The following is a 15,240-nucleotide window of genomic DNA, read 5'->3' as shown; positions in this document are numbered from 1 at the left end:
TATATCATGAGATTTATATTTTTATTACATGATGATTTAAGAGTAAAGTTGTATGCCCGCCTTAAAGAAAAGGCACATGAATATGGAATAAAGAGTCAGTTTTTATGCTTTTCTATCGCATGTTACAAAAGCTTAATAAGGTTGGGGTTTAAAAAAGATTCTCTTCTGGTTTACGATGACTTGCGTTTTTTAAATATAATAAGCAATAAAGAGTTAAGTAATAGTATTGATGTTATCGCTTCGTTTTTAACAGTGAGTTCTGCACAAAAAGTAGCATCATCAACTTATGCGGCTTTGATTGAACAAACAGCAAAAGGAAGTACAGAGGAGGTTGTAATTTTTGGCGGTAATGGCTTGCATGTTTTTGATAAGGTTGCCAAGTTTTATGCTTCACAATATCAACAAGTTTATACGGTTTTTACAGAACTTGCTAATATAGAAGGAAAAGTTTTTTTTGATCCTGAAGGCTCGAATGCTAGTTCATTATTTTATGAGTTATTGAAAAATAATAAAATTGATTTTTCACAAGCTAAAAATGTCGAGGGTTTTGATAAATGGAGAGAAGAATATTGTTATGAAAAGCTAAAAGATCATACAGTACCCCAGGTTAAATCATTTTCTCATAAAAAAAATATTATTCATCGAATCTATGGGGCATGCGAACTTTTAACTAAGGTAAGCTCATATCAAAAGCTTAAGTTACTAGATGTATTATCTAATAAAAATAAAATAGTTAAAAAAATAGATAAAAGTGCTTGGTTGCCTTGGTTAGAAAAAGAAATTAAATGTAAAGATTATATTTTTTTTCCTCTACAGGTATTTAGCGACTCTCAGGTTAAATTACATTCTCATGTGGATGTAAAGCAGGCATTAATTAAAGCAATGCAAATTGCAAAAGAGGATGGGATCCCTTTATTGGTAAAACCTCACCCAGCTGAATTTGATAGTAAAGTAATAGATATAATTATCGGTTTGAAAAAAGAGCAAAATTTTTTATTAAGTGACGACAATACTTTCAAGCTTATAAAAAATTCTCAAAAAGTCATCGTGATCAATTCTACTGTAGGATTGGAAGCTATATTACTTGGCAAACATGTAGAGTTTCTTGGTCTAAGTTTTTATAAATACTTGCAGGATGATTATAAAATGAATTATTACATTAACCATTGGCTCATTGATATAGATATATTTTCGCCTTCTCCCTTGAAAAATGAAGTCTTTGATAAGATCGTAAGTATTGCTAAGATGAAAAAATAAAATGTTAAAAGCTATTTTTTCTATGGCAATAGTAAAGGTTCTAACCCTGGGTTTTCCTTTATTAATCATCCCTTTATTGATCAATAATATGGGGTTAGTTAAATACGGTCATTATGCTGTGCTTTTTGCTACTGCGAATATTATTGCTACATTTATTAATTACGGTTTTGACTATACGGCTAGCAGGGATCTGGCACGGACCCATATACCAGAAGAAAGAAATAAACTTTTTTCCGTTTTCCTTTTCTGCAAAATTATTATTTTTATAATAATTTTGCCGCCCGGTATTATTATAGCCATTCTAAAATCTTATCCTTTTTGGGATATTTTTTCAGTCTTGGTTTACTCAATATCACAGGTTTTAATACCTATATACGTTTTTCAGGGACTAAAGAAAATGGAGTATTTAATATTTAATACTCTCTTTTTAAATGTGACTTACTTATTTGTATTGCTGTTATTCTCATTTTTGGGTATTTCCCTGTCTGGTGGTAAAGCTTTCTTTATTTATGGATTAATAACCCTTTTAGCTTCTTTTTGTATGTTTTTTTATATAAGAAAGGCATTTTCTATAAAAATCACTCCTGTAAAGATAACGCAAGTTAAAGAGAAATATCTTGATGGGTTAGCAATTTTTATTTCAAGAATTTCCAGTGCTGGATTATCTCAAGTCAATTTAATTGTATTAGCTCATACATTAACACCTTCTGCTCTAGGATATTATGCTGTTGGAGATAAGTTAATCAGAGCAGCAAACTCAATATTTTTTGCTTTTCAACAAGCTACTTATCCTTATTTTTGTCAGAAAAAACAAATGAAGAAATTTAATCAATTATTGGTTTTATTGATTATAAGTTCTTTGCTGGCAGTGCTGGTTATAATTTTATCATCTGATTTTATAGCCACAATTCTGTTACAGAATGCTGAAGATGGGAGCATTTTCGTTTTAATATCATGGGCATTGGTTCCTATGGCAATCAGTGGGATGATCGGCGTTAATTATCTTTTAGCGAATGATATGAACATAGTTTTTTCTACTTTGCTTTTTTTAGGTGCACTATTAAACCTTAGCTTGCTTTATATTCTCTCTAGCTTGTTTTCGTGGTATGGAGCAGTTAATACGCTGATAATAACGGAGACTTTTTTGGCTATGACGATGATTGTCATCTATTTATATAAAGAATATTTTTTGGATGAAAAAATATGATCTTCCAGGATGCGAGATTAGAGTTTATTTTATTGCTATTATTAATAGCTCTATCTTTTTTCTTGCCAACAGTTAGCTGTTTATTGATAACGATATTTTTGGTTATTTATCCAATCAGATATAAATTAACATATAATCTGATCTTGTTTAATTTCTTGATCTATTTCTCACTGGTCGTTGCTCAAAAACAAATTGGATTAGGCAATGATGATTTTGCAGGCTATATTAGCTCGCTGGCTAATAATAAATTTCCTTCATGGAATGATAATGTTTTTGATTTTTTATTCTGGTTGTTATCTTCGATCATCTATCCGTTGACCAATGATGGGAAAGAATATATTTTTATAGCATCCATAATATCTTTTTTACCTCTGGTTATTTTTTTTTCAAAAGCTTTATATTTAAAAAATAATAAATTAGAAAATGTAAGGATTAATGCTTTATTTTTGGGCTTTTTTTGTCTGCTTTTTATTTGTTCGATGAGTTTTTGGAATCTATATGGCAATTATTTGCGGCAAGCATGGGTTATGTCTTTTTCTTTATTAGGCTTAATGGCAATAACGAAAGGTAAGAATATACTTGCACTGGTATGGGCTACTTTGGCTTTAATAACGCATGGGACGGGAGTTATAGTTTTTGCAGGTTTGGCCGGAATAATTTTTTTCAGAAAGATTAATATCAGATTAATCATTAATATCTTGCTTATTTCAGCTTTATTATCAGTTATCATGAATCCGCTAAGAGTGCTACTACCTTATTTAATTAATGGGGTTGCTAATAAAATAGAGTTTTATTTAACCTGGCAAGGGCTATCATTCGGTACTACTGCATCCTATCGAATAATGATGGTTGCAATAGTCTTATTATTCATAAATATAAAATTTTACTTATTCAAAACAGATAAGTTGCTTTTATACATGATATTGTTTCTTTCATTTTATTGTTTCATTAGTCTGAGTGTTTCTAGTGTTCCAAAAGCAGTGGAGCGTCTTTATTACCCTACTATGATATGGTTTTATTTAGTCGTTGCTCGCTTCTTTGCTGTGTTTATATATCGTTTCTGTCAAAGTCAGCCTAATTTTACAATAATGAATTTTACGGTTTTACCCATTTTGTTTTTGTTCTTTTTTGTTTCTCTGGGGGGCACATTTAAATATAACCCTTCATATTATGCCGGGGAAATTGAAAATTTTATTTTCTTTTCGCCTTTTTTTAGTTAGAGGTTATATATGGTTAAAAAAGTCGCTGTAATAATTCTTGCTCATAAAAATGCCGAGTATATAAATTACATTTGTAAAATTTACAATGATATTAACTTTTATGTGCATGCGGATTTGAAACAAAAGAAGTTTTTTAATGATTTATTGAATGCAAAAAAAAATAATAATAATTTGTTTTTGGTTACCGAACGATATGACGTTAATTGGGGAGGAAACAGCCTGGTGAAGGCTACTTTATCTGCTTTAAAACAGTCATTGTTGTGTGAAAAGAACTTCTATTTCCATGTCATGAGTTCTGAGTGTTTACCTGTTAAGTCCTTTGAGTTAATGGTTAGAGAATGGAAAGAAAAATATCATAATGGAATCTTAATGGAATGCATTAGCCATAGTAGGCAATGTTGGCGTTTAAGGCGTGAAGCTCCGCATGCAGATACACCGTTACAACGTGTTTTATTAGGAAAATTAATTACTAAGGCGATTAGGTATTTACCTTTCCTTTTCTCAAAGGCAAAAATAGATAAAGATGAATATTTATTTGGTTCACAGTGGTTATCCATTCAGCGTCCTGAACTAGAAAAAATTATTGCTGCCAGTACTGATTCAGTTATAAAAGAATTTGATAAAATTTTATGCTCTGACGAGCATTTTTTTCAAATTATGGCTAAGCGCGTAGGATTAGAAAAAAAAATAACTAATTATAATTTAAGATATGTGCACTGGTTAAATGCGAGAAATAGCCCTAATTATTTGAGTTATGATGATATTAGTAATATAGCAAAGAAAAATGAATGCTGGTTTGTTCGAAAAGTAAACCAAGATGTTTCAATAAAATATTTAAGAAATTCACATGAATAAAAATATACAATATAGTGTGCTTATGTCCTTATATTATAAGGAGAACCCTGGGTACTTAGATAAATGCCTGCTTAGCTTAGCAGAACAAACGATTTTACCCGCACAAGTTGTGATTGTTTATGATGGGAATATCAGTAATGAGTTGAATATGGTAGTCCATAAATGGATGGATCAATTAAATATCGATATTATTCAGCTAAATAAAAATGTGGGGTTAGGAAAGGCACTGAACGAGGGATTAAGGCATTGCAATTATGATTTAATTGGACGTATGGATACCGATGATATTTGCTTACCTAAGCGTTTTGAAATACAGTTAGAAGCTTTCGAGAAAGATCCTATGCTTTCAATTCATGGCGGCTATATTGCTGAATTTAATTCCATCATAGAACAGCAAACAGGATTAAGAAAAGTTCCTTTAGATAATGAAGATATTATTCGTTTTTGTAGATTGAAAAATCCCTTTAATCATATGACAGTTATGTTTCGTAAGAAAGTTATTGAAGAGATAGGTGGATACCGACATCATTTATTTATGGAAGATTATAATTTATGGATCCGTTTATTAAGCTCAGGATTTAAGGGACGAAATGTAGATCAAGTTTTAGTTTATGCCAGGGCAGGGGATGCTATGTTAAAAAGGCGAAAGGGACTTCAGTATGTTAAAAGTGAATGGCAACTTGCAAGGTTAAAAAAGGATGTAGGTTTAACTGACAATATAACTATGGTAAAAATATTTTTACTGCGTAGCTTACCCCGTCTCTTACCTACATCTATATTGAAATTATTATATACTAAAATAAGAAACTAATTTAACTCGAGGAAATTATGACTATAGCACTAATTGGCGGCGCCGGATTCATTGGAAGTCGGCTTGCTAATAGACTCTCGAAGGCGGAAGTATCTTTTATTATACTTGATATTAAAAAAAGTCAAGCATTTCCAGAATTATCGCGATACTGTAATATTTTATCTATTGATGAATTACGGGAACATCTTGTTGGTGTTACGACTATTATTAATCTGGCTGCTGAACATAAAGATAACGTTTCGCCGGTTAGCCTTTATTATGATGTCAATGTTGAAGGTTCCAAAAATATTTGTAAGGTTGCAGAAGAGTTGGGTATAAAAAATATTATATTTACCTCTTCAGTAGCTGTTTATGGTTTTGTTGAAAGTGAAACGGATGAAACTGGCACATACAATCCATTTAACCATTATGGCATATCTAAATTACAGGCAGAAATTGAATATAATAATTGGATTGGCAATGACTCTAACAAAAAGCTAGTTATAATACGTCCAACAGTAGTCTTTGGTGAAAACAACCGTGGTAACGTTTATAACCTTTTTCGACAAATTGCCTCTGGAAAATTTTTAATGATAGGCTCAGGTAACAATAAAAAATCGATGGCTTATGTTGAAAATGTTTCTGCCTTTATTGAACATGCAGTTAACTTTCAACCCGGACATCACGTTATCAATTATATTGACAAACCTGATTACACAATGAATGAGTTGACAACTATCATTACTCGTTCCTTAGGTAAGAAAGAAAGTAATATCAGAATACCTTATTTTATTGGTTTACTCGGTGGATATGTTTTTGATTTGCTATCTAAAATTATGAGACGTGAATTTCCTGTAAGCAGTATACGTGTTAAAAAATTTTGCGCACGCACACAGTTTAGTTCAAAAAATATAGGTCGTTATGATTTTATTCCACCTGTTTCGCTCGAAAAGGGTATCGCAGATACTGTAAAAAATGAATTTTCCAAATTCTGAGTTGGTTGAATTTTAAGCGCTTAATGAGTTTGATCACACCTATTGCTACCTTCGTTCTTAAAAATCAAGGTAGCATGTAACGCCTTAGCTGCTAAGTTTATTTGTTAAAGAAGTCGGTATTATAGTGGTTTTAAACAGACAGGAGTAGATAATGTCTAAGCAACAGATCGGCGTTGTAGGTATGGCAGTGATGGGGCGTAACCTGGCTCTCAACATTGAGAGCCGTGGTTATACCGTATCCGTTTTTAACCGCTCGCGTGAAAAGACTGATGAAGTTATCGCCGAAAATCCGGGCAGAAAACTTGTACCTTATTACAGCATTGAAGAGTTTGTCGATTCTCTGGAAAAACCACGCCGCATTTTGCTGATGGTGCAGGCCGGGGAAGCGACTGACAAAACTATCGCTTCACTGACTCCTCATCTGGATAAAGGCGATATCCTGATTGATGGCGGTAACACCTTCTATAAAGATACTATTCGTCGCAATAAAGAACTTTCTGAACAAGGTTTCAACTTTATCGGCACTGGGGTATCAGGCGGTGAAGAGGGCGCGTTGAAAGGGCCATCAATTATGCCCGGGGGACAGAAAGAAGCCTATGAGCTGGTTGCGCCGATTCTGGATAAAATCGCCGCGCGTGCCGAAGGTGAACCTTGCGTGACTTATATCGGTCCGGACGGCGCTGGCCATTATGTGAAGATGGTGCATAACGGTATTGAGTATGGGGATATGCAGCTGATCGCTGAGGCTTATTCTCTGCTAAAAAATGCGCTGGGTTTGAGCAACGAAGAGTTAGCGAAGACCTTCAGCGAGTGGAACCAGGGTGAGTTAAGCAGTTATCTGATCGACATCACCAAAGATATCTTTACGAAGAAAGATGAGCAGGGCAACTATCTGGTTGACGTCATTCTGGATGAAGCGGCAAACAAAGGCACTGGTAAATGGACCAGCCAAAGTTCGCTGGATCTGGGCGAGCCGCTATCACTGATCACCGAGTCCGTTTTTGCCCGCTATCTTTCCTCCCTGAAATCTCAGCGGGTGGCTGCTTCCAGGGTACTGAGCGGTCCGACAGCTCAATCCTTCAACGGCGATAAATCAGAATTTATCGAGAAGGTGCGCCGCGCGCTTTATCTGGGGAAAATCGTCTCTTATGCGCAGGGCTTCTCCCAGCTGAAAGCGGCTTCCGATGAGTACAGCTGGAACCTGAACTACGGTGAAATTGCGAAGATTTTCCGCGCAGGCTGCATTATCCGCGCTCAGTTCCTGCAGAAAATCACTGACGCGTATAAAGATACGCCGGATATCGCGAATCTGCTGCTGGCGCCTTACTTTAAAAATATCGCCGATGAGTACCAGCAGGCGCTGCGTGATGTGGTCTCCTGGGCGGTGCAGAACGGTATCCCAACGCCGACCTTCTCTGCGGCTATCGCCTACTATGACAGCTACCGCTCCGCTGTGCTGCCAGCCAACCTGATCCAGGCGCAGCGCGACTATTTCGGTGCGCATACCTACAAACGCATCGATAAGGATGGCGTCTTCCATACCGAATGGCTTGACTGAAGTTAGGTTGTTGAAAAAACCTCCCATCGGGGGGTTTTTTTATTATTTTCAGATAACTCTCTGCGCAACCTCTGCTATTATTTTCTTCTGGTGTTTATTAATTTGCGTTTCATTTACTTAGTTGGACCTGTCGGAAACATGAATGTAAAAGATAAGGTAGCTTCAGATCAGTCTTTAATCCATCAGACCTTTTATAACAATGATGATGATTTGGATCTGATGGATGTTGTAATGCAGTTATGGAATAGCAAAAAAACGATTATTGCTACAATAATTCTGTTTCTGATTTTTGCTACAGGCTATCTGTTTTTCGCTAAAGAAAAATGGATTTCCGAAGCAATTGTAACCCAGCCTAGCGCGGGGCAGGTGGCAAACTATAATGCTGCGCTTAGTGTATTGTACTCACAAACGCCGCAGGATAAGCCAAGTGTGGCTGAGTTACAGCGCCAATTGTTTAGTCGTTTTAGCGCCTCTCTTTATGCACTTTCTGGTTCTTTAAAGAATTTGGAGAGCCCACTATATCTGCAAATCGCGCCGGTAAATCCCGGACAAAACGAACCATTAAGGATAACTTTTACGGCCGAAACGGCAAAAGAAGCACAGGCACAGTTAACCCATTTTATCAAGTTAGTTAATGATGATGTTGTGAACGACTACGGTGCTGATATTCAACATAATATGCAGGTAAAGCTACGCGAGCTTAATGACTCGCTGGCTTCACAGGTTGAAGTTGCACAAAATAAAAAGCAGCAACGTATTAATGAATTAAAACAGGCATTGAAGATTGCTGAAAAATCTAAAATTATTGCATCACAGTTAACTCAGGCGGAGTTTTTATCAGATGACACGTTATACCTTTTGGGCTCCAGAGCATTAGGTGCGGCGGTTGCCAGTGAGGCGACTCGCCCGTTGCCGCTGGACGATAACTATTACGCCACCCAGCGATCTTTACGTTTAATCAAAGACTTAAAAATCCAGTTTGATAATCTGCAATCATTTCGATATGTTATGCAGCCTGATTTGCCTATTAATCGAGATAGCCCCAAGCGCGGCTTGACACTGGTGCTTGCTGTATTGCTGGGTGGCATAGTTGGCTCAGTAATTGTACTGGGGAGAAATATGTTTCTTTCCTGGAAGCAACGTAAGCAATCTGTCTGATTAACTCTGAGAAGAGGGCGCTGCGTATGTTGCAGCGCCAGGCTGTTTAAGATTTATGCCGTGCGCGCAGATTGTTGATAATCGCACTTAGGTCGAGGTTCTGATCCTGTAGCAGTACCATCAGGTGATAGAGCAGATCGGAAGCTTCATTAGTGAGCTCATGGCGATCGTTTACCGTAGCCGCCAGCGCGGTTTCAACACCTTCCTCGCCAACTTTTTGCGCGATACGCTTGGTGCCGCTGGCATAGAGTTTTGCCGTGTAGGAGCTGTCGGGATCTGCCTGTTTACGCGCCGCCAGCAGCTGTTCCAGCTGCCAGAGGAAAGCCCAGTCCGGCGCAGTAGGTGAGAAACAGCTTGGGGTGCCGAGGTGGCAGGTTGGCCCAATCGGCTGCGCCAACACCAGCAGCGTATCGTTATCGCAGTCGGGCGTAATGCTGATCACGTTAAGGAAATGACCGGAGGTTTCGCCTTTTGTCCAGAGACGGTTTTTGGTACGTGACCAGAAGGTAACTTTACCTTCGCTCAGGGTTTTTGCCAGCGCCTGCTGGTTCATATACCCATGCATCAGGACTTCGCCCGATACGCTATGTTGCACGATGATCGGCATCATGCCGCTGGTTTTCTCCCAGTCAAGCCGGGAAAGCTGCTGTTCTGTTAACACGGGCGAATCTCCACATCATGTTCAATCAGGAACCGTTTCAGTTCGCCGATATTAATAATCTGTTTATGGAATACCGAGGCGGCCAGGGCACCATCGACGTTGGCATCGCGGAATGCTTCAAGAAAATGGTCCACAGTGCCAGCACCGCCAGAGGCGATAAGCGGTACTTTGCATACTTCACGGACTTTTTGTAGCTGAGTAAGATCGTAGCCGTTGCGCACGCCATCCTGGTTCATCATATTCAGCACAATTTCACCGGCACCGCGCCTTTGCACTTCCTGCACCCATTCCAACGTTTCCCACTGGGTTACCCTGGTGCGCTTTTCATCACCGGTATACTGATTAACCTGATATTTACCGTTCTGCTCGTTGTACCAGGTATCAATCCCAACCACAATACACTGCACGCCAAAGCGATCCGCCAGGCGGGTAATCAGTTCGGGATCGGCCAGCGCTGGCGAGTTAACCGAGATTTTATCGGCACCAAAAGAGAGAATGCGCGCGGCATCTTCAACGCTTTTAATACCGCCAGCGACGCAGAAGGGGATGTCGATAACGTCAGCGACCCGTGCTATCCAGCTTTTATCCACTACGCGACCATCGCTGGAGGCGGTAATATCATAAAATACCAGTTCGTCGGCGCCTTCATCCGCATAGCGCTGCGCCAGCGGTACGATATCACCGATAATTTCGTGATTGCGAAACTGTACTCCTTTCACTACCTGCCCGTCGCGCACGTCAAGACAGGGAATTATCCGTTTTGCCAGCATGAAATCGCCTCCGAAACCGTAAATTTATTTTCCAGCAGGGCGCGCCCAACGATAACTCCGCGCGCGCCGCTGTGACGCAGGGCGGCGATATCCGCCAGTGAGCCGATGCCGCCGGAAGATTGAAAGGCAATCTGCGGGAAACGTGCAGAAACTTCCTGATAAAGAGTCACATTTGAGCCGCTCAGCGTGCCGTCGCGTGAGATATCGGTACAAAGAACGTGTTGCAGGCCATAAGGCAGGTACTGTTCGATAACCTGCTCCAGCGTAACGCCAGCCGCCTCTTGCCAGCCGCTGATCGCCACCTCTTTGCGGTTATATGCGTCAATACGTACATCCAGCGCCAGTACTATCGCCTGCGGGCCGAATTCGCTAAACCAGCGCTGTACCTCTTCCGGCTGTTTTACCGCCGTCGAGCCGACCACTACGCGTGTGGCACCCGCCTCCAGCAGTGCGGCGACATCATTGCGGCTGCGGATGCCGCCGCCCAGCTGGACCGGCACCTCAACGCCCGCCAGCAGAGTTTTCAGCAGCCCAAGCTGGCGCGCCGCGGGATCTTTCGCGCCGGTTAAATCAACCAGATGCAGCATCTCTGCGCCCTGACGCTGATAATCTTGCAGGCGTGGCAATGGATCGCTGCCATAGCCGCGCCGCTGTCCGTAGTCTCCCTGATGCAGACGCACCACTTCGCCATCAATCAAATCTAATGCCGGGATAATCATCCGTTACATCTCCAGGAAGTTTTTTAGCAGCTGAGCACCCGCCTTGCCGGAACGCTCAGGGTGAAACTGGACGCCATAAAAATTATCTTTCTGGATGGCGGCGCTGAAAGGCTCGCCATACTGACACTGCGCGATAGTAAAGGCGCTGATTGGCATCGCGTAGCTGTGTACGAAGTAAAACCAGCTCTCCTCTTCAATGCCGCGAAACAGATGATGGCCCGCCTGCGGCGTGACGCGGTTCCAGCCCATATGGGGCAGCGGCAGGCCGCAGTCCGGCATCTGAATAACCGGCTGATCGATAATTCCTAACGTTTTGATGCCGCCGCTTTCTTCACTGACGCTGGCCAACAGCTGCATCCCCAGACAGATGCCGAGTGTCGGCTGGGTACAGGCTTTTATTAGTTCAATTAAATCGCGCTCTTCCAGCTGATCCATCGCCGCCTGCGCGGTGCCGACGCCGGGCAGAAGAAGCTTGTCCGCCGTCAGCACGATATCGGCATCGCGGCTAACCTGCGGCGTATAGCCCAGGCGCTGAATGGCGGACTTGACCGACGACAGGTTGGCGCAGCCGGTATCCAGAATCACCACGTTCATTACAGCACTCCTTTCGAGCTGGGCAGCGTGTTACCTTCCACGCGAATCGCCTGGCGCAGCGTACGGCCAAAGGCCTTAAACAGGCTTTCCACGCGATGATGATCGTTTTTGCCTTTGGTTTTCAGGTGCAGCGTGCTGGCCATTGAATAGGAGAGCGAGCGGAAGAAGTGTTCCACCATTTCGGTGCTGAGATCGCCGACGCGCTGGTAGTTAAATTCTGCTTTAAACTCCAGATGCGGACGTCCGGAAATATCCAGCGCGCAGCGTGCCAGGCATTCATCCATCGGCAGCATAAAGCCGAAACGTCCGATGCCGCGTTTATCGCCCAGCGCCTTCAGCAGCGCTTCGCCAAGCGCCAGGCCGGTATCTTCCACGGTATGGTGATCGTCGATATAGAGATCGCCTTTCACTTCGATATTCATGCGCAGGCCGCCATGAGTAGCGATCTGGTCGAGCATATGATCGAAGAAGCCCACGCCGGTATTAATTTTGCTACCGCCTTCACGATCCAGCCAGACTTCAATCTCAATTTGCGTCTCTTTGGTGTTGCGGTTTACCTTCGCATAGCGGTCGCGCTGCGTCAGTTTCTGACGAATCGCCTCCCAGTCCAGCCCGTCCTGGCTGTAGCGCAGCCCCTGGATACCCATATTTTGTGCCAGCTCGATGTCGGTCGCGCGATCGCCGATGACATAGCTGTTGGCTTTATCCAGTGCCCCTTCAGCCAGCCACGCCTCTACCAGTTTTGTTTTTGGCTTGCGGCAGTCGCAGTTATCGGCAGGCAAGTGCGGACAGATCAGCACCTCATCAAACCGCACTCCCTGTGAACTGAAGATCTGCATCATCAGGTTATGTGGGCCGTCAAAATCGGTCTGCGGGAAACTGGCGGTGCCGAGGCCGTCCTGATTGGTGATCATCACCAGCTGATAGCCTGCCGTTTGCAGCGCCAGCAGTGCTGGGATCACGTTCGGCTCAAACGCCAGCTTTTCCATGCGATCCACCTGAAAATCTTCCGGGGGTTCGCTAATCAAGGTGCCGTCGCGATCGATAAAAAGGATTTTCTGACTCATGCTTGCTCCATAGTGTCGACGCCAGCCAGGGCCTGTAGTGCGACGATCAGGCGTTCGCACTCGTCGCGGGTGCCGATGGAAATGCGCAGGCAGCCGGCAAGACCTGGGTTTTTGTTTTGGTCGCGCAGAATAATGCCCTGGTCCCACAGGGTTTTAAATACGCGCGGTGAATCGATGAAGCGTACCAGCAGATAGTTAGTTTCGCTGGCAAACACCTGCTCGACGCAGGGCAGACTCGCGAGCGCTTCAGAGAGCCAGTCGCGGTTGGCGTTCAGCTCTGCTACATGACTGCGCATCAGGGCGATGCCCTCGGCGCTCAGCGCCTGCGCGGCGATATCTGCTACCGGCGTCGCCAGCGGGTAAGGGGCGATGACTTTCAGCAGCAGATCAATTACCGCCGCATTCGCCAGGGTAAAGCCGCAGCGCAGACCCGCCAGCGCGAAAGCTTTCGATAGGGTGCGCAGCACCACCAGATGCGGATAGTCGGCAATCCAGCCCGTCAGCGTCGCCTGCGGGCAGAATTCAATGTAGGCCTCATCGGCGATAACCAGTGCTTTACCGCGCGTCATTTCCAGTAGCTGACGCACAGCGTCCGGGTTGATCAGGTTGCCGGTAGGATTGTTGGGGCTACAGATATAGATCAGCTTAACCCCTTCCAGCGCGGCGGCGATGGCTGGCAGGTTCAGCTGCCAGTCGGCCAGCGCGGGAACGGTGCGATATTCGATACCGATGGTTTCAGCGCTGACGCTGTACATGCCGTAGGTGGGTGGGCAGAACAGGATGGCATCTTTTCCCGGCTCGCAGAAGGCTCGCATCAGCAGTTCTATGCCTTCATCGGCACCGCGACTGACCAGCACCTGCTGCGGCGTTAGTCCGGCGTAGTCAGCGTAGCGTTCAATCACCTGTTTCGGCTGGCATTCGGGATAGCGGTTCAGCGTCTGCTGCGATAGTTCAAAAGGCACCGGCAGCGGATATTCGTTGGCGTTGAGCCAGACATCGCCCTTGCCGCCAAGGCGGCGCGCAGATTGATAGGGCGTCAGCGCCTGGATATTGGCGCGTGCCAGCCGGGTAATAGTGTCACTCATGCTTGCTCCTTTAGCGCGGCGACGCGCAGCGTAACGGCATTTCTGTGGGCGATAAGCTGTTCTGCGGCGGCCAGCGTCTCAATGGTGGAGGCCAGATTGAGGAAACCCTGCGGCGTCAGTTCCTGAACCGTCATACGCTTCTGGAAATCGGCCAGACCGAGGCTGGAACAGGTTGCGGTATAGCCGTAAGTAGGCAGGACATGGTTGGTGCCGGATGCGTAGTCGCCTGCTGATTCCGGCGACCAGTCGCCGAGGAATACCGATCCGGCGCTGGTGATCTTATCCACCAGCTCACGCGGCTGCTGCGTCTGAATAATCAGGTGTTCCGGTCCGTAACGGTTAGATATTTCCACGCACTGTTGCAGGTCGCGAGCGACGATCAGGCGGCTGCTCTCCAGCGCCTGACGTGCGGTAGCGGCGCGTGGCAGCTGCGCCAGCTGCTCCTCGACCGCCTCTGCTACCGCCTGCGCCAGCTTGCGCGAAGGGGTAAGCAGAATCACCTGAGAGTCAGGACCATGCTCCGCCTGTGACAGCAAATCAGAAGCGACAAAGGCGGGCGTTGCCTGCTCATCGGCAATCACCAGCACTTCCGAAGGGCCGGCGGGCATATCAATTGCCGCACCGTCCAGCCGCTGGCTGACCTGGCGTTTGGCCTCGGTCACCCAGGCATTGCCGGGGCCAAAGATTTTATCCACTTTCGGCACCGACTCGGTACCGAAAGCCAGTGCCGCAATCGCCTGCGCACCGCCAACCTGAAAGACTTCCTGCACGCCACACAGCCGGGCGGCATAAAGAATTTCATCCGCGATCGGCGGCGGTGAGCAAAGCACCACGCGCTGGCAGCCGGCGATGCGGGCAGGCGTTGCCAGCATTAATACAGTAGAGAAGAGCGGTGCTGAACCGCCGGGGATATAGAGTCCCACCGAGCGAATCGGGCGCGTTACCTGCTGACAGCGTACGCCTGGCTGGGTTTCAATATCCACCTCGGGCAGCTGCTGGGCGCGGTGAAACGCTTCAATGTTAGCGACGGCGGCGGCCATCGCCTGTTTAATCTCATCGCCGAGTCGGTCAGCGGCGGCAGCGATCTGCGCCTGACTGACGCGCAGTTCGTCAACCTGAATGTTATCAAAGGCGGCGCTGTAGTCGCGCAGGGCGGTATCGCCCGCCTCGCTGACGCGCGTCAGGATAGCGCGCACCGTCTGGCTGATATTCTCGGAGGCGGAAATCGCCGGACGGGTCAGCAGCGCCTGCTGCTGTGCCTCATCGCACAGCTGCCATTCTGTCAGCGTATCAAAGCGGTTCAT

15 protein-coding genes are annotated in these 15,240 nt (G+C 44.5%); 8 read left to right on the top strand and 7 right to left on the bottom strand.

Annotated elements, in window-relative coordinates; genetic code table 11:
- The first annotated feature begins 6 nt into the window (after positions 1 to 6).
- The 8 genes from C7M51_RS09370 (at position 7) to wzzB (ending at position 9,040) form a co-directional block, all read left to right on the top strand.
- A complete protein-coding gene (locus tag C7M51_RS09370; RefSeq protein ID WP_160621546.1) occupies positions 7 to 1,257 on the top strand; it encodes a capsular polysaccharide export protein, LipB/KpsS family in 1,251 nt (416 codons plus the stop codon).
- Between the two features lies 1 nt (position 1,258).
- A complete protein-coding gene (locus tag C7M51_RS09365) occupies positions 1,259 to 2,464 on the top strand; it encodes an oligosaccharide flippase family protein (RefSeq protein WP_160621545.1) in 1,206 nt (401 codons plus the stop codon).
- Positions 2,461 to 3,684 carry an EpsG family protein gene (locus C7M51_RS09360; protein WP_160621544.1) on the top strand — a complete coding sequence of 408 codons (1,224 nt, stop codon included), beginning with the start codon at positions 2,461 to 2,463 and terminating at the stop codon, positions 3,682 to 3,684. Before C7M51_RS09365 ends, C7M51_RS09360 begins: the two co-directional genes overlap by 4 nt.
- A gap of 9 nt (positions 3,685 to 3,693) precedes the next feature.
- Positions 3,694 to 4,539 carry a beta-1,6-N-acetylglucosaminyltransferase gene (locus tag C7M51_RS09355; protein ID WP_160621543.1) on the top strand — a complete coding sequence of 282 codons (846 nt, stop codon included), beginning with the start codon at positions 3,694 to 3,696 and terminating at the stop codon, positions 4,537 to 4,539.
- Positions 4,532 to 5,350, top strand: coding sequence for a glycosyltransferase (locus C7M51_RS09350; protein WP_160621542.1), 819 nt, complete (start codon positions 4,532 to 4,534; stop codon positions 5,348 to 5,350). Before C7M51_RS09355 ends, C7M51_RS09350 begins: the two co-directional genes overlap by 8 nt.
- Positions 5,351 to 5,367: 17 nt before the next feature.
- Entirely contained in the window at positions 5,368 to 6,324 is a 957-nt protein-coding gene (locus C7M51_RS09345) for an NAD-dependent epimerase/dehydratase family protein (RefSeq protein ID WP_160621541.1), read from the top strand.
- 151 nt (positions 6,325 to 6,475) lie between these two features.
- Positions 6,476 to 7,882: an NADP-dependent phosphogluconate dehydrogenase gene (gene gndA / locus C7M51_RS09340; protein ID WP_160621540.1), complete on the top strand. Its 1,407-nt coding sequence runs from the start codon at positions 6,476 to 6,478 to the stop codon at positions 7,880 to 7,882.
- Between the two features lie 138 nt (positions 7,883 to 8,020).
- Positions 8,021 to 9,040, top strand: coding sequence for an LPS O-antigen chain length determinant protein WzzB (gene wzzB / locus C7M51_RS09335; protein WP_160621539.1), 1,020 nt, complete (start codon positions 8,021 to 8,023; stop codon positions 9,038 to 9,040).
- 46 nt (positions 9,041 to 9,086) lie between these two features.
- On the opposite strand, the gene hisIE is transcribed toward wzzB, so the two are convergent.
- From hisIE to hisD, 7 genes are read right to left on the bottom strand one after another with little or no spacing between them, the layout of a single operon-like run.
- Entirely contained in the window at positions 9,087 to 9,701 is a 615-nt protein-coding gene (gene hisIE, locus C7M51_RS09330; protein WP_160621538.1) for a bifunctional phosphoribosyl-AMP cyclohydrolase/phosphoribosyl-ATP diphosphatase HisIE, read from the bottom strand.
- On the bottom strand, positions 9,695 to 10,471 hold the full coding sequence (gene hisF / locus C7M51_RS09325) for an imidazole glycerol phosphate synthase subunit HisF (protein ID WP_160621537.1): 777 nt from the start codon (positions 10,469 to 10,471) through the stop codon (positions 9,695 to 9,697). Before hisF ends, hisIE begins: the two co-directional genes overlap by 7 nt.
- Positions 10,453 to 11,190: a 1-(5-phosphoribosyl)-5-[(5-phosphoribosylamino)methylideneamino]imidazole-4-carboxamide isomerase gene (gene hisA, locus C7M51_RS09320; protein WP_160621536.1), complete on the bottom strand. Its 738-nt coding sequence runs from the start codon at positions 11,188 to 11,190 to the stop codon at positions 10,453 to 10,455. The genes hisF and hisA overlap by 19 nt, the downstream gene beginning before the upstream one ends.
- A 3-nt stretch (positions 11,191 to 11,193) precedes the next feature.
- Positions 11,194 to 11,784, bottom strand: coding sequence for an imidazole glycerol phosphate synthase subunit HisH (gene hisH, locus C7M51_RS09315; RefSeq protein WP_160621535.1), 591 nt, complete (start codon positions 11,782 to 11,784; stop codon positions 11,194 to 11,196).
- Positions 11,784 to 12,851 carry a bifunctional histidinol-phosphatase/imidazoleglycerol-phosphate dehydratase HisB gene (gene hisB / locus C7M51_RS09310; RefSeq protein ID WP_160621534.1) on the bottom strand — a complete coding sequence of 356 codons (1,068 nt, stop codon included), beginning with the start codon at positions 12,849 to 12,851 and terminating at the stop codon, positions 11,784 to 11,786. The genes hisH and hisB overlap by 1 nt, the downstream gene beginning before the upstream one ends.
- On the bottom strand, positions 12,848 to 13,936 hold the full coding sequence (gene hisC / locus C7M51_RS09305; RefSeq protein WP_160621533.1) for a histidinol-phosphate transaminase: 1,089 nt from the start codon (positions 13,934 to 13,936) through the stop codon (positions 12,848 to 12,850). Before hisC ends, hisB begins: the two co-directional genes overlap by 4 nt.
- On the bottom strand, positions 13,933 to 15,240 hold the full coding sequence (hisD, locus tag C7M51_RS09300) for a histidinol dehydrogenase (RefSeq protein ID WP_160621532.1): 1,308 nt from the start codon (positions 15,238 to 15,240) through the stop codon (positions 13,933 to 13,935). The genes hisC and hisD overlap by 4 nt, the downstream gene beginning before the upstream one ends.

Source organism: Mixta intestinalis (assembly GCF_009914055.1).
Lineage (GTDB): Bacteria > Pseudomonadota > Gammaproteobacteria > Enterobacterales > Enterobacteriaceae > Mixta > Mixta intestinalis.
The sequence above is the reverse complement of the archived record's forward strand: the minus strand, read 5'-3'. Positions and strand labels throughout refer to the sequence as shown.

Bases quoted from the DNA above. Each gene is read 5' to 3' on its own strand.
- C7M51_RS09370 (WP_160621546.1), top strand. From the start codon at position 7: ATGAGATTTATATTTTTATTACATGATGATTTAAGAGTAAAGTTGTAT.
- hisA (WP_160621536.1), bottom strand. From the start codon at position 11,190: ATGATTATCCCGGCATTAGATTTGATTGATGGCGAAGTGGTGCGTCTG.
- hisB (WP_160621534.1), bottom strand. From the start codon at position 12,851: ATGAGTCAGAAAATCCTTTTTATCGATCGCGACGGCACCTTGATTAGC.
- hisD (WP_160621532.1), bottom strand. From the start codon at position 15,240: ATGAACCGCTTTGATACGCTGACAGAATGGCAGCTGTGCGATGAGGCA.
- wzzB (WP_160621539.1), top strand. From the start codon at position 8,021: ATGAATGTAAAAGATAAGGTAGCTTCAGATCAGTCTTTAATCCATCAG.
- hisC (WP_160621533.1), bottom strand. From the start codon at position 13,936: ATGAGTGACACTATTACCCGGCTGGCACGCGCCAATATCCAGGCGCTG.
- hisH (WP_160621535.1), bottom strand. From the start codon at position 11,784: ATGAACGTGGTGATTCTGGATACCGGCTGCGCCAACCTGTCGTCGGTC.
- hisF (WP_160621537.1), bottom strand. From the start codon at position 10,471: ATGCTGGCAAAACGGATAATTCCCTGTCTTGACGTGCGCGACGGGCAG.
- C7M51_RS09355 (WP_160621543.1), top strand. From the start codon at position 3,694: ATGGTTAAAAAAGTCGCTGTAATAATTCTTGCTCATAAAAATGCCGAG.
- C7M51_RS09360 (WP_160621544.1), top strand. From the start codon at position 2,461: ATGATCTTCCAGGATGCGAGATTAGAGTTTATTTTATTGCTATTATTA.
- C7M51_RS09345 (WP_160621541.1), top strand. From the start codon at position 5,368: ATGACTATAGCACTAATTGGCGGCGCCGGATTCATTGGAAGTCGGCTT.
- C7M51_RS09350 (WP_160621542.1), top strand. From the start codon at position 4,532: ATGAATAAAAATATACAATATAGTGTGCTTATGTCCTTATATTATAAG.
- C7M51_RS09365 (WP_160621545.1), top strand. From the start codon at position 1,259: ATGTTAAAAGCTATTTTTTCTATGGCAATAGTAAAGGTTCTAACCCTG.
- gndA (WP_160621540.1), top strand. From the start codon at position 6,476: ATGTCTAAGCAACAGATCGGCGTTGTAGGTATGGCAGTGATGGGGCGT.